We start from the raw sequence: 19,899 nt of genomic DNA, 5'->3' as shown, positions 1-19,899 counted from the left end.
CGCTCCACACCCATCCAATGATTGACTGCCCGCCGAGGACACCCCATGGCTAACGAACACGATACAACTGCTGCAGACCAGGCGCTGGCTGATGAATGGGCTGCGGCGCTGGAAGAAACCGGCGATGTTGGCCAGGCAGATATCGATGCTTTGCTGGCGGCTGATGCAGTCACCAAACCGGCCCCCAACCGTCTGGCAATGGAAGAATTCGGCAGTATGCCGCGCAACAACCAGCCGGTGACGCTGGATGGGCCCAACCTGGACGTGATTCTGGATATCCCGGTGTCGATTTCCATGGAAGTGGGCAGCACCGACATCAATATCCGCAACCTGCTGCAACTCAACCAGGGGTCGGTGATCGAGCTGGATCGCCTGGCTGGCGAACCGCTGGACGTGCTGGTGAACGGCACCCTGATTGCTCACGGCGAAGTGGTGGTGGTCAACGAAAAGTTCGGCATCCGCCTGACTGACGTGATCAGCCCCAGCGAACGCATCAAGAAGCTGCGTTAAGTGAAGCGGTTACTCGGCGGTTTAGTGGCCTTGCCCTTTAGCGTGCTGGCGGCCGAACCTGTGGCCACGGCTGTCGCGGCTCCGGTGGTGGGCACCAGTATTGGCGGGCAATTGACGCAATTGGTGCTCGGCCTGCTGCTGGTGCTGGGGGTGATATTTGCCCTGGCCTGGCTGCTGCGCCGTGTCCAGCAGGCGGGCCCGCGTCAGGGGCAGGTGATCGAGCTGATCAGTACCCGTGCCCTGGGCGCGCGGGATCGGCTGGTACTGGTGCAGGTCGGCAATGAACAGATCCTGCTGGGCCTGACGCCGGGCCGTATCACCCCGCTGCACGTGCTCAAGGAGCCGGTGCAAGTGCCCGGCACAGCGCAACCTGCAACCCCCGAATTTGCCAAGCGCCTGATGGAAATACTGGGTCAGCAAAAGGACAAGCCGTAATGCGTTTAGTTGTCGCGCTGTTGTTGGCGCTTGTCGCGCCGTTGGCGTCAGGGGCTGACCCGCTGTCGATTCCGGCGATAACCCTGGGCACCGGGGCCAATGGCCAGCAGGAATATTCAGTCAGTCTGCAAATTCTGCTGATCATGACCGCGCTGAGTTTCATTCCGGCGTTCGTCATGCTGATGACCAGCTTTACGCGGATCATCATCGTGTTCTCGATCCTGCGTCAGGCCCTGGGCCTGCAGCAGACACCGTCCAACCAGATCCTCACGGGCATGGCGTTGTTTCTGACGATGTTCATCATGGCCCCGGTATTCGACCGGGTGAACAACGACGCCCTGCAGCCTTATCTTGCCGAAAAGCTCTCGGCCCAGGATGCGATTCTCAAGGCTGAAGTGCCGATCAAGGACTTCATGCTGGCCCAGACCCGGACCAGCGATCTGGAGCTGTTTATGCGCCTGTCCAAGCGCACCGACATCGCCACTCCGGATGCCGCTCCCCTGACCATCCTGGTGCCCGCGTTCGTCACATCGGAACTGAAAACCGCGTTCCAGATCGGGTTCATGATTTTTATCCCGTTTTTGATCATCGACCTCGTGGTGGCCAGTGTACTGATGGCCATGGGCATGATGATGCTCTCGCCGTTGATCATTTCGCTGCCGTTCAAAATCATGCTGTTTGTGCTGGTGGATGGCTGGGCGTTGATTATCGGCACCCTGGCCAGCAGTTTTGGCGGAGTGTGAGTCATGACCCCAGAAGTTGCAGTTGACCTGTTTCGCAGTGCGCTGTGGCTGACCACCCTGATGGTCGCCGTGCTGGTGATCCCCAGCTTGCTGGTCGGGTTGCTGGTGGCCATGTTTCAGGCGGCGACCCAGATCAACGAACAAACCCTCAGCTTTCTCCCGCGACTGCTGGTGATGCTGATCACCCTGATCGTGGCAGGGCCCTGGCTGGTGCAGACCTTTATGGAATACATCCTGCAGTTGTACGGCAGCATTCCGCAGTTGATCGGTTAAATGTCGCTTCTGGCCCTGACGGACGCGCAGATCAGTACCTGGGTCGCCAGCTTTATGCTGCCGCTGTTTCGGGTGGGCGCACTGCTGACCACCATGCCGATCATCGGCACGACCCTGGTGCCCAAGCGGATCAAGCTGTTTCTGTCATTGGCGATCACCCTGGCGATCATGCCCAGCCTGCCGCCGCTACCCGTCGTCAACCCGCTGGACCTTAGCGGCCTGATGCTGATTGCCGAGCAAATCATCATTGGTGCATTACTGGGGTTTTCGTTGCAGCTTTTTTTCCAGGCGTTCGTGGTGGCCGGGCAAATTGTCGCGATTCAGATGGGCATGGGCTTTGCGTCCATGGTCGATCCGGCCAACGGCGTTAACGTGGCGGTGATCGGGCAGTTTTTCACCATGCTCGTGACCTTGTTGTTTTTGTCCATGAACGGCCATCTGGTGGTGTTTGAGGTACTCACCGAGAGCTTCACCACCTTGCCGGTGGGTGGCGGGTTGCTGAGCCATCACTACTGGGAAATCGCCAACAAGCTCGGTTGGGTGCTGGGGGCAGCGCTGCTGCTGGTGCTGCCTGCCATCACCGCGTTGCTGGTGGTCAACATCGCCTTTGGCGTGATGACCCGGGCCGCGCCGCAACTGAATATTTTTGCCATCGGCTTTCCGCTGACCCTGGTGCTGGGCATGGTGATTCTGTGGATCAGCATGGCGGACATTCTCAACCAGTATCAACCGCTGGCCTCCGAGGCCCTGCAGTTTTTACGTGAACTGGCACAGGCGAAGTAGACCGCTATGGCAGAGAGTGAAAGCGGTGCCGATAAAACAGAAGACCCCACGGAGAAACGGAAAAAGGACTCCAGGGAAAAGGGCGAGATCGCACGCTCAAAAGAGCTGAATACCTTGGCCATCATGTTGGCCGGCTCGGCGGGTTTGCTGATTTTTGGCGGTGCGCTGGCCCAGGACATGATGGAGCTGATGCGCTACAACTTCAGCCTGAGCCGCGAGGTGCTGCTCAATCCTGACTCCATGGGCCTGTTTTTACTCCACTCGGGAAAAATCGCCCTGCTTGCCCTGCAGCCGGTATTGGTCACCTTGCTGATCGCCGCTCTGGTCGGGCCGATTTCCCTGGGTGGCTGGCTGTTCGCCGCTGGCAGCCTGGCCCCTAAATTCAGCCGCATGAACCCCGCAGCGGGGATCAAGCGCATGTTCTCGGCCAAGGCGCTGGTCGAGTTGCTCAAGGCCCTGGCCAAGTTCTTCATCATCCTGATCGTGGCCTTGCTGGTGTTGAAGTCCGATATCGACGACCTGCTGCGCATCGCCCATGAGCCGCTGGAGCTGGCGGTGATCCATAGCCTGCAAGTGGTGGCCTGGAGCGCCTTGTGGATGGCCTGCGGGTTAATCCTGATTGCCGCCGTGGACGTGCCGGTGCAGCTGTGGGAAAGCCATCAGAAACTGCTGATGACCAAGCAGGAAGTGCGCGACGAACACAAGGACCAGGAGGGACGGCCCGAGGTCAAGCAGCGGATTCGCCAGTTGCAGCGCGACATGTCGCAACGGCGGATGATGGCGGCGATCCCGGATGCGGATGTCATTATCACCAACCCGACCCATTACGCCGTGGCCCTCAAATACGACCCGGAGAAAGGCGCGGCGCCGATGTTGCTGGCCAAGGGCAGTGATTTCCTGGCGCTGAAGATTCGCGAGATTGGTGAAAAGCACAACATCCTGCTGCTTGAGTCTCCTGCGCTGGCGCGTTCGATCTACCACTCCACCGAACTGGAGCAAGAGATTCCTGCCGGGCTGTACCTGGCCGTGGCCCAGGTGCTGGCCTATGTGTACCAGATCCGCCAGCACCAGGCGGGCAAGGGCAAGCACCCGGACGCGCTCAAGGACCTGCCAATCCCGCCGGATTTGAAGCGCGATGATTGAGACGCCGTTAATTCTTTCATTGCATTAGATAGTGCTTGAATGAAGTGCGTGTAAGTATTCTTAAGTAACAAATATAGTAGAGTTGAAGTGCTTGCGATATGTTTCGTGGAAGACATATAGTCATTACTTCAATGCGCCGGTGATTGAGAAGCTTTCAATTATTACTGGTTTCCTACGTTTGCATTCGAAGTTTCCTTATTTTTTATAAAATTATCCTGCGTGCCGGTAATAAAATTCCTGCGCCTTGTTAGTCAATGTCTTGCATATTTTTTAATGATTTGATTGTTAAATTCCCTCCGCTCTTTTTATAGGGCTGCACTCGATCACAGGAAAGATATTTGACTGTGTTCTGAATTAAATAAACAACTCAACTCCATATTCGTTCCATATGGTTTAACAGTGTTTGTATGGGAGACATTTTAATGAATGTTGTTTTTAAAACAGTCATGGCATCCATGGCCATTCTGGCGGCTTCTATATCGGGAGTTCATGCGGCAGGTGCCGGTACAGGCACGATCAGTTTCGAGGGGGAAATCCTCGAAGCGGCGTGCTCTATCCAGCCAACCAGTGTTGATCAGACGATTCCACTGGGGCAAGTTGCCAAGTCGCAACTGAGCACTGGTGGTGTTACCAGTCCTGAGAACTTTCAAATCGAACTGACCGGATGTGCGCTGACGGCACTCACCGACAAAACAGTCACGGCCATCTTTACAGGTGCAGCCTCGACAGACGTGACAGGGGCATTGGGTATTGCCGGTACGGCCCAAGGCGCGGGCATTATGATTGTCGATGGTGCTGGAACCCCGATCGTTCTGGGAGCACCGACCAGGCCGCAACTCCTTCAGACGGGCGAAAATACCCTGACCTTTGGTGCCTACTTGAAAGGCAAGGCCACGGGCGATATCACACCGGGCGTGTTTACTGCTGTGACCAACTTCTCCTTGGCTTATCAGTAAGTGATTGCCCTGCTACCGCTCACCCGGTAGCAGGGCAACTACAGGTGGGAGTTGGGTGTGAAAATACTCTCGAAGTTGGAAGTTGTCGGCGCGTTTATTCTATTTGCTGTTTCATTCGATACGGTCAGTGCAGAGTAGCTGTATCAGGGGAGCGGTCGGGTCACGTTAGCTGGGCAAGTTATTGATTCCGCGTGCGCACTGGATGCGAACAGTCTTTATCAAGTGATCGAACTTGATCCTCTGCCCATGGGGCAACTTATTCGCCTGGGTGAAAGTGCACCGCGTACATTCACATTGCGTTTAGTCAAGTGTTCATTGGTACGGCCTGATCCTGGTCGCCCGGGTGCGTTTCTGCCCGATTGGCAGCATGTCAGGGTGACCTTTGATGGACAGGCCGACAGTGGCGGCAAGTTGTTTGCCGCTGCGGGCTCCACAAGAGGTCTGGCCTTGCGCATTACGGACTGGCAAGGGCAGCAAAGTGTTCCGGGCGTACCCATGTCCCTGATATCTCTCTCCGGAGGAGATCAGGAGTTGCGATACACCCTTCAAATGGTTGGCAACGGAAGCCCTATGGCGGTTGGATCTCATCGTGCGGCGGTGCGTTTCAGGCTGGAGTATTTCTGACATGTACGGGCTGCTTGATTTGCGAGACCACTCAGTTGCCAAAACGCTTTTTTGGACGGGCGTATTGAGCGGGCTGATGACAATGGGAGGCAAGGTGCTTGCCGTTGAAGACATTCAGTTCAATACCGACATTCTCGATCTGAACGATCGCACCAACATCGATTTATCACAGTTTTCGCGTAGCGGATTTATCTTGCCGGGTACTTACCCAATGCAAGTGCAGATCAACACGCAGTTGCTGGCGGAGCAGCGCATTGCCTTTTATCCGCCGGACGACGACGCCAAAGGCAGCCAGGCTTGCCTGTCACCTGATCTGGTAGAGCAACTGGGCCTCAAGGGCGAAAAACAAGTCGGGCTCAATTGGTGGAGGGGTACAGAGTGCCTGGATATCAGCGGCCTGCCGGGGATGGAAGTCAGCGGCGACCTGAGTACTTCCACGCTGTATATTTCCGTACCCCAGGCTTACCTGGAGTACAACGCCTTGAACTGGGACCCGCCTTCGCGGTGGGATGACGGCGTGCCCGGTGTATTGATCGATTACAACCTGACGGCGCAGTCCATCAACCAGCGCGACACGGCCCGGCGCACCAACTTGACGGGCAATGGTACGTTTGGTGCCAACGCAGGCCCTTGGCGCTTTCGCGCTGACTGGCAAGGTCGTATCGAAGAGGCAACTAACAGCCGTGAACAACGGCTTGAGTGGAGCCGCTTTTATGCGTATCGCTCGTTGCCGTCCATCCAGTCGCGGCTGATGCTGGGGGAGAACTACCTCTACTCGGACCTGTTCGACAGCTTTCGTTTCAACGGCATTGCCCTTAACTCTGATGACAACCAGTTGCCGCCTAACCTGCGCGGCTACGCGCCCGAAGTCGTGGGTGTGGCCAAGACCAATGCCAAGGTCATCATCAGTCAGCAAGGTCGGGTGCTTTATGAGGCGCTGGTCGCGGCGGGGCCCTTTCGCATTCAGGATCTCAATGAGGCCGTCACCGGTACGCTCGATGTCCGGGTCGAAGAGCAGGACGGCAGCGTCACCACTTTCACGGTTGAGTCCGCCAGCATTCCCTACCTCACGCGGCCCGGCACCGTGCGCTACAAGCTGGCCACCGGCCAGCCCTCAAGCCTTCATGATGGCGGGCAGGGGCGTACCTTCGGGACGGGGGAGTTTTCCTGGGGGGTCAGTAATGGCTGGTCCCTGTATGGCGGTGGTATCAGTGATAACAATTACACAGCACTTTCTGTCGGGGCAGGGCGCGACCTGCTGGCTTTCGGTGCGATGTCATTCGATGTCACACGGGCCAGTGCCACGCTTCACGACAAGGCCTTGTCGGGTGACTCCTATCGCCTGAGCTACTCGAAAAAATTCGACGAGTACGACAGTCAGATCACGTTTGCCGGATACCGTTTTTCCGAAAAAAACTACCTGAGCATGAGTGAATACCTGAACGCCCGTCATTACGGAGGGCCTGTGGGGGGCAGCAAGTCACTCTACACGGCGACTTTTAACAAGCAGTTTCGCGATGCAGGGCTTTCCGTCTATTTGAATTACAGCAACCAGTCCTATTGGGATCGACCGGCCAGTGAGCGATGGAATCTGTCGCTGGCCCGCTATTTCAGTGCGGGAACGGTTAAAAACATGAACCTGTCACTTAACGTGTTCAGAAATCAGGAACGCAACCAGCACAACGGCATCTCCAACAACAGCAACGGGATGTACCTGTCGCTCAGCCTGCCGCTGGGCCGCTCGGGCACCCTGACCACCACCGCCAGCAACTCGCTGGGCAAAAACAGTTACGCCGCACGTTTCAGTGACCGACTGGATGAGCGCAACAGCTATCAACTGTCAGCCAGTAATACGTCAGTCAGCGGTTATCTGAGCCATATCGGTGATCAGGCTGAAATCTCTGCGAGTGTCGCCCAGCAAGAAAACAACTACACCAGCCTCAATGTTTCTGCCCGAGGCGGTGCCACGCTCACGTCCAGGGGGGGAGCAGGGCATAGAACGTCCGGCACCGGTGGCACCCGGTTGTTGATCGACACCAGCGGTGTGCCCGATGTGCCGGTGCGGGGGTATGGCACGCCCACCCGCAGCAATGTGTTTGGCAAGGCGGTGATCGCCGATGTCAGCAGCTTTTTGCGCACGGGCGCCAGTATTGACCTGGAGAACCTGCCCGCCAATGTCGAAGCGACGCAGTCCGTGACCCAACTGACCCTGACTGAAGGCGCCATCGGCTATCGCACGCTGGATGTGATTGCCGGCCACAAAGCGATGGTGCTGCTGAGTCTGCCTGACAGCAGCGTCCCGCCATTCGGGGCCACGGTGAAGAATGAAAAACAGCAGGACACCGGCATCGTCAATGACGGTGGCAGCGTCTACCTGAGCGGAATTCGCCCCGGGGAACGGATGACTGTCAGTTGGGGAGGGGCCGAACGCTGCACGCTGATCATGCCTTCAAGCCTGCCGGATGACGGACTGACCACGACCCTGAAGCTGCCCTGCCAAATCCTCGACCCTGCGCCAGCGCCGCTGACCTCACTTATCGATACGGAGAAAAAGTCCACATGATTCTGAATTTGCGCTGTGCGCCTGCAACGCTGGCCCTTTTGACGTTGAGTCTGTTCAACAACGCGAATGCTGCCATAGGCCTTGATCGCACCCGGGTGGTGTTTGATGGCAACAAAGATGCCGTCAGCATGAGCATCACCAACAACAACACCCAGTTGCCTTACCTGGCCCAGGGCTGGGTCGAGGATGAGCAGGGCAACAAGATCACCTCGCCGCTGATCGTGCTGCCGCCGGTCCAGCGCCTGGAGCCCGGCAAGCGCAGTCAGGTGAAAGTCCAGTCGCTACCGGCAGTCAAATCGTTACCCCAGGACCGTGAGACTATCTATTACTTCAATCTGCGGGAAATCCCGCCCCGCAGCGACAAGGCCAACAGCCTGCAAATTGCCTTGCAGACCCGTATCAAGCTGTTTTACCGCCCGGCTTCGATAGTCCCTGGCCAGCAGGAGCAATCAGACCCCTGGCAGCAACAACTGACCCTTACCCGTGAGGGTGATCACTATCGGGTCAATAACCCCACCCCCTACTACATCACCCTGATTGATGCCCGTCGGGGCAAGGGCGCAGAAACCGCCCCGGGTTTTGAGCCGCTCATGGTCTCGCCAAAAGATTCATTGAAGTTGGGGGCGACGGTGACTGCATTGGGTACCGCGCCCTTGCTGACGTATGTCAATGATTACGGTGGCCGTCCGACGCTGGTGTTCAGTTGTACCGGTGATACCTGCAAGGTGGACCAGCAAGCGTCTTCAGCCAATGAATAGCTGGCGCAGACGCCCCATCACACCCGGCAGGGTAGCGGCGCTGAGTTGTTTGTGGTTGGCATTGCATGCCGTGCAGGGCCGTGCCGAGGTTGAGGGCATGGGCGGCGTTCTGGATATATCGGGTTCACTACACAATTCCCCTTGTGTGCTGGACATGGCTTCGGCGGATCAGGCCATAGACCTTGGCAGCGTGCCACGCAGTCAATTGATGCGCCCTGGTGATCAGGCATCCCCCGTGGCTTTTCAGTTGCGCTTGCTCGATTGCCAGCGTGCTTCCGGGAGCAGCCTGAATGCCCGCACAGGCAAGCTGGTGTGGAGCGCCTATCAGCCTGTGGTGTCCGTAGCTTTTGTGGCGCCAGCCGATGCGCACGATCCGCGGCTGGTCAAAGTGCAGGGTGTTACAGGCATGGGACTGCGACTGACCGATGCCCTTGGGCGAGACGTGCGCCTGGGATCTGGCGGTGAACCCTTGTTTCTGGAGCGCGGCGATGACGCTCTGACGTGGCAGGTCCAGCCAACCCGCACCTCGGCTGCACTGAGCAATGGTGCCTTTCGGGCCACGGTTGATTTCAGGCTTATGTATGAGTGAGGAAAAACGATGAGCATGCCATCTGTTTCACGGGTTCTGCTCGCCTGTGGTTGTTTGCTGCTGATCCTCTGCGAAGGTGCTCGGGCAGACGTCAGTGTGTCTATCCGTGGCGTGGTCATGGCGCCTGTGCCTTGCGTTGTTAACGGTGGCAGCACGCTTGATATTTCATTCGGCAACGAGGTAGTCACGAACCGGGTTGACGGTTTGAACTACCGCGTGACGGTGCCCTATACGGTGACGTGCGGGCCACAGCCAACGAACAGCATGACGCTGACCTTGCGTGGCAGTGGGGCCGGGTTTGACAGTGCAGTTCTGCGTACCAGCAAGAATGATCTCGGGGTCAAGCTTCTGGTAAGCGGTGTTGCCTGGCCCCTCAACCGTGCGTTGAATTTCACATACCCCACTTTGCCAAGAATGGAAGCGGTGCTGGTAAAAAAACCTGGCCGCACACTGACTGGCGGGGCGTTTTCAGCCACCGCTACGTTAGTGGTTGCCCTGCGATAAGAAGGATTCACATATGAAACGTTGGCAACTCTCTGCTTTTTTTACCCTGTGCGCTTTGGGTTTTGGCCCCGACGCAATGGCAAACCTCTCGTTCCGCGGCACGCTGGTAGAGCCGCCACCCTGCACCATCAGCAGCGGCAGTACGATCGATATCAACTTCAACTACGTGGGCATCAATGCCGTCGACGGTGTGAACTACCGTCAGCCCTTGAGTTATACGATCAACTGCGCTGCCAGCCCATTGCCCTGGAGGATGATGTTGACGGTACAGGGCACGGCAACGACGTTTGACCCGGCCGCGGTGCAGACCAGTGCTGCAGACATGGGGGTTCGACTCTTGCGAAATGGCATTGCCTTCACCCTCAACACACCTGTGTCGATCAATCCGTCGAGCCCTCCGGTATTGGAAGCGGTTCTGGTCAAGCGCTCGGGGGGCTCGCTCGCATCGGGAGGGTTTACGGCCTCCGCAACGTTGCTGGCCTACTACGAGTGAAGGCGGGTATTCCATGCGCATTCAGATAGAAACCAGAGGCTGGAAACCCTTGGCATTGGCACTGCTGATGGGGGCGCCCTTGTTGTTGCCCGCCAGTGCCAGGGCTGCGGACAATCTGCGTTTCAGCGGGGGGCTTGTGGCCGAGGCGTGCTCGTTCAGGCCCGGCGATGAGGCGATCGTGCTGGATCAGCTGGAAGCTTCGAGCCAGTACCTTTACCTGAACACCCGCACGGTCAGCAAGCCTTTCCAGATCCACCTTGAAGGGTGCGACACCCGTATCAGCAGCTTTGTCACGACCAGGTTCAGCGGTAATGAGAGCCCTGCGTTGCCCGGTTTGCTGGCGCTGGGCGGTGGCAGTACAGCTGCGGGAGTCGCCATCGGAATAGAAACGCCCGGCGATAATCCGGTGCCGTTAAATGTGGTCAGTGACCGGCAGCTATTGAGTAATGGCGCCAATGTCATTTCCTTTAAGGCATTTATTAAAGCTGAGCCACAGGCCATTGCCAATCGATCAATAACGGCCGGTAACTTTACGGCTACTTCGATTTTTATGTTGAACTACCCCTAAGGCCGCATCCCTTTTGTCAGGCTATTTTATAGTGAAGAGATGTATATGAGATATCTAATTGGAATGATGTTGTTGATGCTGGTTAATGTCGCCAGCGCTGTAGAATGTCAAGCGGGTGGTTCCGCCTGGACGAATGTTGAAGTTGATGATCTTAGAGCTGATGCTCTGTTTTTAAGTGGTCTTGTCGCTGCTGAAGGAGGGAGGCTTGTGCCGAATTTAGGCGTTGCCTGCAGGCAGTTAGGCAGCGATAGGGTCGAAATATGGACTACTTACGATCCTGTTTTATTGGCGCCACGATTTGCTCATTACAAAACTGGCTTAAAGCTGGGTGGTAGTTATCACTCATCACCTGTGTCCAGTATTCTCATAGGGGATCAGCCACTTGGGAATACATTGGTACTTAGTAGGGGGAGCCCTTTTATAGTTGTTAATTCACCGCCTAATGGTTATATTGAAATACCTGCGGGAGCAAAGGTGTTTGCGTTTCGTATGTGGATAAAGGTCTTTAGAGGTTCAGTAAAAATCAAGGAGGTCTTTACGCAAGTCCATGTGTATTCGATCTATGCAATCAATTTAAATCCCTCAACCTGTGCGATTAATAATAATAACCCAATTAATGTGGACTTTGGTTCGGTGGATCCTGCTGTAATCGGGGGGGACATACCTGCCGGCACACCCTACAGGCAAAGTGTCACTCTGAATTATTCATGTCCTGATAGGGCTATCGACTCACCCATAGATATCAAGCTGGTGGGGGCGGCCTCTTCGTTTAACTCAAGTTCCCTTGCCACAAGCAACCCTAATCTTGCCGCTGGCATGCATCGTCTTAGCGCATTGGTCCCTCCGGGAGGTTCTTTCAGGACTCGCATAACGAACAGCTCAGGCAGCGACGCGGTATTGTTTACGCTTTTTCGCAAACCCGGCAGCTTCCCTGCCGCAGGGCCTTTCACGGGAAGTGCCACGCTGGTAATGAGTGTGCCTTGAACCTGGCCGGCGTGTGCGCAAACGACGGTTTCAGTCGTATTGGCCAACGTTGCAAGGCTTCTTGAACAGGCAGGTTCCACGGCACACTTGGCGTCAAAAGTTTGCTAAAGGTTTGTCGCAATGTCACTGGATCGCTCTCAGTTAATCAACACCGCGCGCAGCGGTCTGGCCGGCCTGGGTCGGAGACAGTTGGGTGTGCCGCTGTTGTTGCTGGCAATGATGATGTTGCCCGTTCCGCTGTTTCTTGCCAATCGATCACTAACGGCTGGAAACGTGACGGCTGTTTCGATCTTTACCTTGGCCTGTCCTTGAAAGTTCACCACTAATGTAATGCTGTTTTACAGTGGAGAGATTGATATGAAGCATTTAATTGGGCTGATGATACTGATGCTGGCTCGCGTCGCCAGCGCAGCGGAGTGTCGAGTCAATGGCGGCGCCTGGCTTAATGCGGATACTTATGGGTTTAATGTTTATGTCGATGTGACAGCAAACACCAGTCTCGGAAAAATTGTGCTCGATGGTTATACGATGGACTGCAGACATGGAATGCCTAGCTCTTTAAGTCCCTATCAACACGTAGTGACCTATCCCGGAGCTGTAAGGCTGAGTCCAAGTTACAGCAGTCTCGAGGGCGGGTTGAGCGTAAGCGGGAGTGCTTATTATCCGATACCTGTGAGGGGCGGTATTCTCCTTTCGGTACAGAGAAATGAGTCTTATGTGAGTGTGCCAGGTCGGCCATATTTAAACATCACCACGACACCGGGGAGTTATATCAACATCCGATCAGGGACACTCATCGCGACCATTACTTTGACTATACGTCCCTTTACGTTTTGGGGGGCGGAGAGGGAGTTCAGCACGTTTGTCAATGTATATGCCCGCAACTCACTCAACTTGAGCCCGTCCACCTGCACGATTAACAATAACAATCCACTTGATGTGGACTTTGGTTCGGTGGACCCCGTTGCGGTTGGGGAAACACCACACAGCTCACCCAACTTGAAAATTGTGACTCTCAATTACACATGCCCTGACCCGGGTATTTACTCCCCCATAAACGTCACGTTCAGGGGAACTGCCTCCTCGTTCAACTCAAGTGCCCTTGCCACCAGCAATGCCAACCTGGCCACCGCTTTGCTGCGTAGCAATGTAGTCGTCCCTACAGGAGGTTCGTTCAGGGGCACTATCAGCAACAGTTCAGGGAGGGACACGGTCGTGTTTTCGCTTATTCGCAAACCTGGCAGCTTTCCTGCCGCAGGGCCTTTCACGGGGAGTGCCACGCTGGTAATGAGTGTGCCTTGAACCTGGCTGACGCGTGCGCAAACGACGGTTTCAGTCGTATTGGCCAAAGTTGGAAGGTTTCTTGCAAAGGCAGGCTCTACGGCGCACATGGCGTCAAAAGTTTGCTAAAGGTTTGTCGCAATGTCACTGGATCGCTCTCAGTTAATCAACACCGCGCGCAGCGGTCTGGCCGGCCTGGGTCGGGGACAGTTGGGTGTGCCGCTGTTGTTGCTGGTGATGCTGGCAATGATGATGTTGCCCGTTCCGCCGTTTCTGCTGGACGTGTTTTTCACCTTCAACATCGCGCTGTCGATTGTGGTGCTGCTGGTGTGCGTCTACGCCCTGCGGCCGCTGGATTTTGCGGTGTTCCCCACCATTTTGCTGGTCGCCACTCTGATGCGGCTGGCCCTGAACGTGGCCTCGACCCGGGTGGTGATGCTCCACGGTCATGAAGGTCACGCCGCCGCAGGCAAGGTGATCCAGGCCTTCGGTGAAGTGGTGATCGGTGGCAACTACGTCGTCGGTATCGTGGTCTTTGCGATTTTGATGATCATCAACTTCGTGGTCGTGACCAAGGGTGCCGGGCGTATCTCCGAAGTGAGCGCCCGCTTTACCCTCGACGCCATGCCCGGCAAGCAAATGGCAATCGATGCCGACCTCAACGCCGGTCTGATCGACCAGAACCAGGCCAAGGCCCGCCGTCAGGAAGTGGCCCAGGAGGCCGAGTTCTACGGCTCGATGGACGGTGCCAGCAAGTTCGTGCGCGGTGACGCCATCGCCGGTCTGCTGATTCTGTTTATCAACCTGATCGGCGGCATGGCCGTCGGTATCTTCCAGCACGGCATGACCTTCAGCGAAGCGGGCAAGGTGTACGCCTTGCTGACCATCGGTGACGGTTTGGTGGCGCAGTTGCCGTCCCTGTTGCTGTCTACCGCTGCCGCGATCATGGTGACCCGTGCTTCGGGCTCCGAAGACATGGGCAAGCAGATCAATCGCCAGATGTTTGCCTCACCCAAGGCACTCGCGGTGTCGGCAGGCCTGATGGCTGTGATGGGGATGGTGCCGGGCATGCCGCACTTTTCCTTTCTCAGCCTGGCGGCAGTCGCCGGTGGCGTCGCGTACCTGATGTGGAAGAAGCAGAACGTGGTCAAGGTCCAGGCCCTGCAGGAGGTCAAGCGCCAACAGGAGTTGTTGCCATCGCCTGCCCGCGCCCAGGAGACCAAGGAGCTGGGCTGGGATGACGTGACGCCCATCGACATGATCGGCCTGGAGGTTGGCTATCGGCTGATTCCGCTGGTTGACCGCAATCAGGGTGGCCAGTTGCTGGCGCGGATCAAGGGCGTGCGCAAAAAGCTGTCCCAGGACCTGGGCTTTCTGATGCCCACCGTGCATATCCGCGACAACCTCGACCTGGCCCCCAGTGCGTATCGCCTGACCCTGATGGGGGTGATCCTGGCCGAGGCCGAGATCTACCCGGACCGCGAGATGGCAATCAATCCGGGGCAGGTGTTCGGCACGCTCAACGGCATTACCACCAAGGATCCGGCCTTTGGTCTGGAAGCGGTGTGGATTGAGGTCAGCCAGCGCAGTCAGGCGCAATCGCTGGGCTATACCGTAGTGGACGCCAGTACGGTAGTGGCGACCCACCTTAACCAGATTCTGTACAAACACTCCCATGAGCTGATCGGTCATGAAGAAGTGCAGCAGTTGATGCAACTGTTGGCCAAGTCTTCACCCAAGCTGGCTGAGGAGCTGGTGCCGGGCATCCTGAGCCTGTCCCAACTGCTCAAAGTGTTGCAGGCCCTGCTGGCTGAACAGGTGCCGGTGCGTGATATTCGCAGCATTGCCGAAGCCGTCGCGAACAATGCCCATAAGAGTCAAGATACTGCCGCTTTGGTTGCCGCGGTGCGGGTCGGGTTGTCGCGCGCCATCGTGCAAAGCATTGTAGGCGTTGAGTCTGAGCTGCCTGTGATCACCTTGGAGCCAAGGTTGGAACAAATATTGCTCAATAGTTTGCAGAAGGCCGGACAAGGCCAGGAAGAGGGCGTGTTGCTGGAGCCAAGCATGGCAGAAAAGCTCCAGCGCTCGTTGATCGACGCTGCTCAGCGTCAGGAGATGCAAGGTAATCCAGTGATTTTGTTGGTGGCAGGCCCGGTACGCGCGATGCTTTCGCGTTTTGGCCGTCTGGCGGTGCCCAACCTGCATGTACTGGCTTACCAGGAAATCCCTGACAACAAGCAGGTCACGATCGTTGCGACAGTAGGCCCTAACGGCTGAGGGTTTGGTTTATGCAAGTGAAGCGATTTTTCGCCGCCGATATGCGTCAGGCCATGAAGCTGATTCGTGATGAGCTGGGGGCTGACGCCGCCATTATTGGCAACCGCCGGATAGCCGGGGGCGTTGAGTTGACCGCGGCCCTGGACTACAAGCTGTCCGCGCTGGCACCCCGTGTACCGAACATTGAGCTCGAAGAAGAGCTGCGCAAGACCCAGTCGCGGATTGTCTCGGCCCAGGCCGAGTTGAGCCTGCGCGGTGAGGGCGAGGCGGGGGACAACCGTCAGTTGTTTGCCGGTCTGCCGCTGACCGCCGCCGAGCCGTTGATCGAGCCGACCCTTGAAGAGCCGCCGCGCCCTGCACCTGCGCCAGCCGCACCGACGATTGATCAGCGCGCATTCGACAACATGCGTCATGAACTCAACGGTTTGCGCGAGTTGCTCGAAGTGCAGCTCGGCTCGCTGGCCTGGAGCCAGTTGCAGGATGCCAAGCCTGCCCAGGCCAATCTGTGGCGTCGCCTGCAGCGTATCGGCCTGTCCGGGCCGCTGTCCCGTGATCTGCTGGCGCAAGTGGCCGGCATCGAGGAGCCGCGTCAGGCCTGGCGGATGCTGTTGGCGCACCTGGCGCGCATGATTGCCACGCCTGAGCTGGAACCGCTGGAAGAGGGCGGTGTGATCGCGATGGTCGGCCCCGCAGGGATGGGTAAAACCACCACGCTGGCCAAGCTGGCGGCGCGTTATGTGCTCAAGTACGGCGCGCAGAACATTGCCCTGGTGAGCATGGACAGCTTTCGTATTGGCGCCCAGGAGCAACTCAAGACCCTGGGCCGGATTCTCAACGTACCGGTGACCCACGTGGCCCCCGGTCAGTCGTTGGGTCAGACCCTTGAGCCACTGGTGCGCAAGCGCGTGGTGCTGGTGGACACTGCCGGGCTGCAAGCCAGCGACCCGGCGTTGCGCCTGCAGCTGGAAAGCCTCGCAGGGCGGGGCATCAAGGCCAGAAATTATCTGGTACTGGCCACCACCAGCCAGAAACAGGTGCTGACGGCGGCGTACCTCAGTTACAAGCGTTGCGGGCTGGCCGGTTGCATCCTGACCAAACTGGATGAAACGGCAAGCCTGGGCGAGGTGTTGAGCCTGGCGATCAGTCACGGGCTGCCGGTGGCGTACCTCACCGATGGTCCAAGGATTCCGGATGACCTTCACCTGCCGCGCCGTCACCAGTTGGTGAGTCGCGCAGTGAGTGTGCAAATGCAGGAAGAACCCAGCGAAGAAGCCATGGCCGATATGTTCGCTGATATCTATCACAGCCCTCCCAAGCGGGTAGGCTGAGGTAGTCAAGATTACGTTGCAATGTACCTACATCTGATGGTCTGAAGGTTTTGTTCCAATGGGGAACGGGCAGCCAACGCATGTAGCCGCGTCTAAGTAAGACAAGGTAAAAAAAGATCATGGGCAGCATGCATCCCGTACAGGTGATCGCAGTGACCGGCGGCAAGGGTGGCGTCGGTAAAACTAACGTCTCAGTCAACTTGTCCATCGCATTGGCCGAGCTGGGCAGGCGCGTTCTGTTGATGGACGCGGACCTTGGACTGGCGAATGTCGATGTCCTGCTGGGCCTGACCCCCAAATTCACCCTGGCCGATGTGGTCGAGGGGCGTTGCGAGCTGCGCGATGTCTTGCTGCAAGGCCCTGGCGGGATTCGTATCGTGCCGGCGGCTTCGGGCACCCAGAGCATGGTGCAACTGAGCCCGGCGCAACACGCCGGTCTGATCCAGGCCTTCAGCGACCTCGGCGACAATCTGGATGTGCTGGTGATCGACACCGCTGCCGGGATTGGCGAGTCGGTGGTCAGCTTTGTGCGCGCCGCCCAGGAAGTGCTGCTGGTGGTCTGCGACGAGCCGACATCGATCACCGATGCCTATGCGCTGATCAAGCTGCTCAATCGCGATTACGGCATGAACCGCTTTCGCGTATTGGCGAACATGGCCCAGAGCCCGCAGGAAGGGCGCAATCTGTTCGCCAAATTGACTAAAGTCACCGACCGTTTTCTCGATGTGGCCCTGCAATACGTGGGCGCCGTTCCGTATGACGAATGCGTGCGCAAGGCCGTACAAAAACAGCGGGCCGTCTACGAAGCGTTCCCGCGCTCCAAGTGCTCCCTGGCATTTAAAGCCATCGCCCAGAAAGTCGACACCTGGCCGCTGCCCGCCAACCCCCGCGGGCATCTGGAGTTCTTTGTCGAGCGTCTGGTGCAGCAAGCAGGGGGGCGCTTTTAATGACCGCCAGTGGCTATCGCATGTACAGCAAGGCGTCCCGTGACAGCCAGTACGAGCTGATCGAGCGCTACGCCCCTTTGGTCAAGCGCATCGCCTATCACCTGTTGGCGCGCTTGCCGGCCAGCGTGCAGGTGGACGACCTGATCCAGGCCGGGATGATCGGGCTGCTCGAGGTGTCGGGCAAATACGACGCCACCAAGGGGGCGAGTTTTGAGACCTATGCCGGGATTCGCATTCGTGGCGCCATGCTCGATGAAGTGCGAAAAGGCGACTGGGCCCCGCGCTCTGTCCACCGCAATACGCGCATGGTCAGCGATGCAATTCGGGTAATTGAAGCAAAAACCGGTTGTGACGCTAAAGATCATGAAGTTGCGGCCGAACTCCAGTTAAGCCTTGATGATTATTACGCCATCTTGAATGACACCCTGGGCAGCCGCCTGTTCAGTTTCGACGACTTGTTGCAGGACGGCGAACACGAAGGGCTGCATGAGGATGGCGCAAGTGCTCACCCGGAGCCGTCCCGCGATCTGGAAGACGAACGCTTCCAGGGCGCGCTGGCCGATGCGATTGCCCATCTGCCCGAGCGTGAGCGGCTGGTGTTGGCGCTGTACTACGACGAGGAACTGAACCTCAAGGAAATCGGCGAAGTGCTGGGGGTCAGCGAGTCCCGTGTGAGCCAGCTGCACAGCCAGTGCGCAGCGCGGCTGCGTGCACGCCTGAGCCAGTGGCGAGCGCACTGACGGGAACACGCGTACTTATTGTGGGAGCGGGCTTGCTCGCGATGGGATCGACACGGTGAATCAGAAAAACCGCGCCGCCAGCATCGCGAGCAAGCCCGCTCCCACAGTCGATTCTGGCGGTGTTTGAAAACGAATTGATTGAATGGCGTGTCCCCAGACCGGGCGCGTTTAAGACTGCTTGGAGGTCGAATTGGACAAGAACATGAAAATCCTTATCGTTGATGATTTTTCAACGATGCGGCGGATCATTAAAAACCTGTTGCGTGACCTGGGGTTCACCAACACGGTCGAGGCGGACGACGGCATCACGGCGTTGCCGATCCTCAATCTGGGTCACATCGACTTTTTGGTGACCGACTGGAACATGCCGGGCATGACCGGTATCGAGTTGCTGCGCCACGTGCGCGCCGACGAAAAACTCAAGCACTTGCCGGTGCTGATGGTGACCGCCGAAGCCAAGCGCGAGCAGATCATCGAAGCCGCCCAGGCCGGTGTTAACGGCTATGTGGTCAAGCCGTTCACGGCTATCGCACTCAAAGACAAGATCGAGAAGATCTTTGATCGCATCGGTTGATCGGTTGCCTTGGGGGCGCTATGGAGCATAAAGAATCTACACAGGGCGATTTTGAGTCGACCCTGAAAAAACATGCTCACGAATTGGTCGAAAGCCTTGAAAGAGGCCAGTTTGGCGATGCAGTGCAGCTGATTCACGAACTCAACCAGACCCGTGATCGCGGGTTGTATCGCGAAGTCGGCAAACTGACCCGTGAACTGCACAGTGCAATTGTCAATTTCCATATTGATCCGAGCATGCCGCAAGCCGAAGAAGTGTCGCAGATCACGGATGCCACGGAACGCCTGGCTTATGTTGTGAAGCTCACGGAAGCGGCCGCCAATCGAACCATGGACCTGGTGGAAAACAGCACGCCGCTGGTCAACGGCCTGGGGCAGGAAGCCAAGGCCCTGAGTGCAGACTGGGGTCGCTTCATGCGCCGTGAAATCGGTGCCGAGGAGTTTCGCGAGCTGGCGCGTCGGGTTGACAGTTTTTTGACGCGTAGCGACGAGCAAAGTCAGGTCGTGTCCGCCAACCTCACCGACATCTTGCTGGCCCAGGATTTCCAGGACCTTACCGGTCAGGTCATCAAGCGGGTAACGCAACTGGTCACGGACGTTGAAAGCAATCTGCTCAAACTGGTGCTGATGGCCAGTCAGGTAGACCGCTTTGCCGGCATCGAACACGACCGTGATGCGTTGCGTGCTGAAAATAATTCGCAAAAAAACCAGGCCAAGGGTGAAGGTCCGCAGATTCATGCCGATACACGTAATGACGTCGTATCCGGTCAGGATGATGTAGACGATTTGCTGTCCAGTTTAGGTTTTTAGGACTCGATAGACGTGCG

Annotated in this window: 22 protein-coding genes; all 22 read left to right on the top strand. The window is 57.3% G+C overall.

The window, feature by feature from the left end; genetic code table 11:
- The first annotated feature begins 45 nt into the window (after window positions 1-45).
- The 22 genes from fliN to AACY07_RS18950 all read left to right on the top strand — a co-directional run bounded on the left by fliN (window position 46) and on the right by AACY07_RS18950 (window position 19,882).
- Window positions 46-510 carry a flagellar motor switch protein FliN gene (gene fliN, locus AACY07_RS19055; protein WP_133076007.1) on the top strand — a complete coding sequence of 155 codons (465 nt, stop codon included), beginning with the start codon at window positions 46-48 and terminating at the stop codon, window positions 508-510.
- Window positions 511-945 carry a flagellar biosynthetic protein FliO gene (gene fliO / locus AACY07_RS19050; protein WP_133076008.1) on the top strand — a complete coding sequence of 145 codons (435 nt, stop codon included), beginning with the start codon at window positions 511-513 and terminating at the stop codon, window positions 943-945.
- Complete coding sequence (gene fliP / locus AACY07_RS19045) at window positions 945-1,688, top strand: flagellar type III secretion system pore protein FliP (RefSeq protein ID WP_133076009.1); 744 nt, start codon at window positions 945-947, stop codon at window positions 1,686-1,688. The genes fliO and fliP overlap by 1 nt, the downstream gene beginning before the upstream one ends.
- 3 nt (window positions 1,689-1,691) lie before the next feature.
- The gene (gene fliQ, locus AACY07_RS19040) at window positions 1,692-1,961 is read left to right on the top strand and encodes a flagellar biosynthesis protein FliQ (protein ID WP_019828826.1); all 270 of its coding nucleotides are present in this window, start codon (window positions 1,692-1,694) and stop codon (window positions 1,959-1,961) included.
- Window positions 1,962-2,744, top strand: a complete 783-nt coding sequence (fliR, locus tag AACY07_RS19035; protein ID WP_133076010.1) for a flagellar biosynthetic protein FliR — start codon at window positions 1,962-1,964, stop codon at window positions 2,742-2,744.
- A gap of 6 nt (window positions 2,745-2,750) precedes the next feature.
- A complete protein-coding gene (gene flhB, locus AACY07_RS19030; protein WP_133076011.1) occupies window positions 2,751-3,887 on the top strand; it encodes a flagellar biosynthesis protein FlhB in 1,137 nt (378 codons plus the stop codon).
- A 422-nt stretch (window positions 3,888-4,309) separates the two neighbouring features.
- Window positions 4,310-4,843, top strand: a complete 534-nt coding sequence (locus AACY07_RS19025) for a fimbrial protein (RefSeq protein WP_339476799.1) — start codon at window positions 4,310-4,312, stop codon at window positions 4,841-4,843.
- Window positions 4,844-5,543: 700 nt separating this feature from the next.
- Entirely contained in the window at window positions 5,544-8,030 is a 2,487-nt protein-coding gene (locus tag AACY07_RS19020; RefSeq protein WP_339476796.1) for an outer membrane usher protein, read from the top strand.
- Window positions 8,027-8,788 carry a fimbria/pilus periplasmic chaperone gene (locus AACY07_RS19015; protein ID WP_339476794.1) on the top strand — a complete coding sequence of 254 codons (762 nt, stop codon included), beginning with the start codon at window positions 8,027-8,029 and terminating at the stop codon, window positions 8,786-8,788. Before AACY07_RS19020 ends, AACY07_RS19015 begins: the two co-directional genes overlap by 4 nt.
- Entirely contained in the window at window positions 8,781-9,377 is a 597-nt protein-coding gene (locus AACY07_RS19010) for a fimbrial protein (protein ID WP_445261391.1), read from the top strand. Before AACY07_RS19015 ends, AACY07_RS19010 begins: the two co-directional genes overlap by 8 nt.
- 9 nt (window positions 9,378-9,386) lie before the next feature.
- A complete protein-coding gene (locus tag AACY07_RS19005) occupies window positions 9,387-9,881 on the top strand; it encodes a fimbrial protein (RefSeq protein WP_339476792.1) in 495 nt (164 codons plus the stop codon).
- A 13-nt stretch (window positions 9,882-9,894) separates the two neighbouring features.
- Window positions 9,895-10,374, top strand: coding sequence for a fimbrial protein (locus AACY07_RS19000; RefSeq protein ID WP_339476790.1), 480 nt, complete (start codon window positions 9,895-9,897; stop codon window positions 10,372-10,374).
- Window positions 10,375-10,387: 13 nt separating this feature from the next.
- Window positions 10,388-10,942 (top strand): fimbrial protein, encoded by a 555-nt coding sequence (locus AACY07_RS18995; RefSeq protein WP_339476787.1) that lies wholly within the window; start codon window positions 10,388-10,390, stop codon window positions 10,940-10,942.
- A 45-nt stretch (window positions 10,943-10,987) separates the two neighbouring features.
- The gene (locus AACY07_RS18990; RefSeq protein ID WP_339476784.1) at window positions 10,988-11,926 is read left to right on the top strand and encodes a fimbrial protein; all 939 of its coding nucleotides are present in this window, start codon (window positions 10,988-10,990) and stop codon (window positions 11,924-11,926) included.
- 120 nt (window positions 11,927-12,046) lie between these two features.
- The gene (locus AACY07_RS18985; RefSeq protein WP_339476782.1) at window positions 12,047-12,238 is read left to right on the top strand and encodes a hypothetical protein; all 192 of its coding nucleotides are present in this window, start codon (window positions 12,047-12,049) and stop codon (window positions 12,236-12,238) included.
- A gap of 45 nt (window positions 12,239-12,283) precedes the next feature.
- Window positions 12,284-13,228 carry a fimbrial protein gene (locus AACY07_RS18980; RefSeq protein ID WP_339476780.1) on the top strand — a complete coding sequence of 315 codons (945 nt, stop codon included), beginning with the start codon at window positions 12,284-12,286 and terminating at the stop codon, window positions 13,226-13,228.
- Window positions 13,229-13,354: 126 nt separating this feature from the next.
- The gene (gene flhA, locus AACY07_RS18975) at window positions 13,355-15,484 is read left to right on the top strand and encodes a flagellar biosynthesis protein FlhA (protein ID WP_133076257.1); all 2,130 of its coding nucleotides are present in this window, start codon (window positions 13,355-13,357) and stop codon (window positions 15,482-15,484) included.
- Window positions 15,485-15,495: 11 nt separating this feature from the next.
- Window positions 15,496-16,812 carry a flagellar biosynthesis protein FlhF gene (gene flhF, locus AACY07_RS18970; RefSeq protein ID WP_095021423.1) on the top strand — a complete coding sequence of 439 codons (1,317 nt, stop codon included), beginning with the start codon at window positions 15,496-15,498 and terminating at the stop codon, window positions 16,810-16,812.
- Window positions 16,813-16,931: 119 nt separating this feature from the next.
- On the top strand, window positions 16,932-17,759 hold the full coding sequence (fleN, locus tag AACY07_RS18965; protein ID WP_095028721.1) for a flagellar synthesis regulator FleN: 828 nt from the start codon (window positions 16,932-16,934) through the stop codon (window positions 17,757-17,759).
- Window positions 17,759-18,499 carry an RNA polymerase sigma factor FliA gene (gene fliA, locus AACY07_RS18960; RefSeq protein WP_019828842.1) on the top strand — a complete coding sequence of 247 codons (741 nt, stop codon included), beginning with the start codon at window positions 17,759-17,761 and terminating at the stop codon, window positions 18,497-18,499. Before fleN ends, fliA begins: the two co-directional genes overlap by 1 nt.
- A gap of 202 nt (window positions 18,500-18,701) precedes the next feature.
- On the top strand, window positions 18,702-19,073 hold the full coding sequence (locus tag AACY07_RS18955; protein WP_019828845.1) for a chemotaxis response regulator CheY: 372 nt from the start codon (window positions 18,702-18,704) through the stop codon (window positions 19,071-19,073).
- A 20-nt stretch (window positions 19,074-19,093) separates the two neighbouring features.
- The gene (locus AACY07_RS18950; protein WP_133076019.1) at window positions 19,094-19,882 is read left to right on the top strand and encodes a protein phosphatase CheZ; all 789 of its coding nucleotides are present in this window, start codon (window positions 19,094-19,096) and stop codon (window positions 19,880-19,882) included.
- Window positions 19,883-19,899: the final 17 nt, after the last annotated feature.

Source organism: Pseudomonas sp. RL_5y_Pfl2_69, assembly GCF_963970465.1.
Taxonomy (GTDB): domain Bacteria; phylum Pseudomonadota; class Gammaproteobacteria; order Pseudomonadales; family Pseudomonadaceae; genus Aquipseudomonas.
This window is presented reverse-complemented; position numbering and strand designations above follow the sequence as displayed.

Coding starts and splice junctions, on each gene's coding strand:
- fleN (WP_095028721.1), top strand. CDS start 16,932: ATGGGCAGCATGCATCCCGTACAGGTGATCGCAGTGACCGGCGGCAAG.
- AACY07_RS19010 (WP_445261391.1), top strand. CDS start 8,781: ATGAATAGCTGGCGCAGACGCCCCATCACACCCGGCAGGGTAGCGGCG.
- flhF (WP_095021423.1), top strand. CDS start 15,496: ATGCAAGTGAAGCGATTTTTCGCCGCCGATATGCGTCAGGCCATGAAG.
- fliP (WP_133076009.1), top strand. CDS start 945: ATGCGTTTAGTTGTCGCGCTGTTGTTGGCGCTTGTCGCGCCGTTGGCG.
- flhB (WP_133076011.1), top strand. CDS start 2,751: ATGGCAGAGAGTGAAAGCGGTGCCGATAAAACAGAAGACCCCACGGAG.
- AACY07_RS19025 (WP_339476799.1), top strand. CDS start 4,310: ATGAATGTTGTTTTTAAAACAGTCATGGCATCCATGGCCATTCTGGCG.
- AACY07_RS18995 (WP_339476787.1), top strand. CDS start 10,388: ATGCGCATTCAGATAGAAACCAGAGGCTGGAAACCCTTGGCATTGGCA.
- AACY07_RS18985 (WP_339476782.1), top strand. CDS start 12,047: ATGTCACTGGATCGCTCTCAGTTAATCAACACCGCGCGCAGCGGTCTG.
- AACY07_RS19020 (WP_339476796.1), top strand. CDS start 5,544: ATGACAATGGGAGGCAAGGTGCTTGCCGTTGAAGACATTCAGTTCAAT.
- AACY07_RS19015 (WP_339476794.1), top strand. CDS start 8,027: ATGATTCTGAATTTGCGCTGTGCGCCTGCAACGCTGGCCCTTTTGACG.
- AACY07_RS19000 (WP_339476790.1), top strand. CDS start 9,895: ATGAAACGTTGGCAACTCTCTGCTTTTTTTACCCTGTGCGCTTTGGGT.
- AACY07_RS19005 (WP_339476792.1), top strand. CDS start 9,387: ATGAGCATGCCATCTGTTTCACGGGTTCTGCTCGCCTGTGGTTGTTTG.
- fliA (WP_019828842.1), top strand. CDS start 17,759: ATGACCGCCAGTGGCTATCGCATGTACAGCAAGGCGTCCCGTGACAGC.
- fliR (WP_133076010.1), top strand. CDS start 1,962: ATGTCGCTTCTGGCCCTGACGGACGCGCAGATCAGTACCTGGGTCGCC.
- AACY07_RS18955 (WP_019828845.1), top strand. CDS start 18,702: ATGAAAATCCTTATCGTTGATGATTTTTCAACGATGCGGCGGATCATT.
- AACY07_RS18990 (WP_339476784.1), top strand. CDS start 10,988: ATGAGATATCTAATTGGAATGATGTTGTTGATGCTGGTTAATGTCGCC.
- fliQ (WP_019828826.1), top strand. CDS start 1,692: ATGACCCCAGAAGTTGCAGTTGACCTGTTTCGCAGTGCGCTGTGGCTG.
- AACY07_RS18950 (WP_133076019.1), top strand. CDS start 19,094: ATGGAGCATAAAGAATCTACACAGGGCGATTTTGAGTCGACCCTGAAA.
- fliN (WP_133076007.1), top strand. CDS start 46: ATGGCTAACGAACACGATACAACTGCTGCAGACCAGGCGCTGGCTGAT.
- AACY07_RS18980 (WP_339476780.1), top strand. CDS start 12,284: ATGAAGCATTTAATTGGGCTGATGATACTGATGCTGGCTCGCGTCGCC.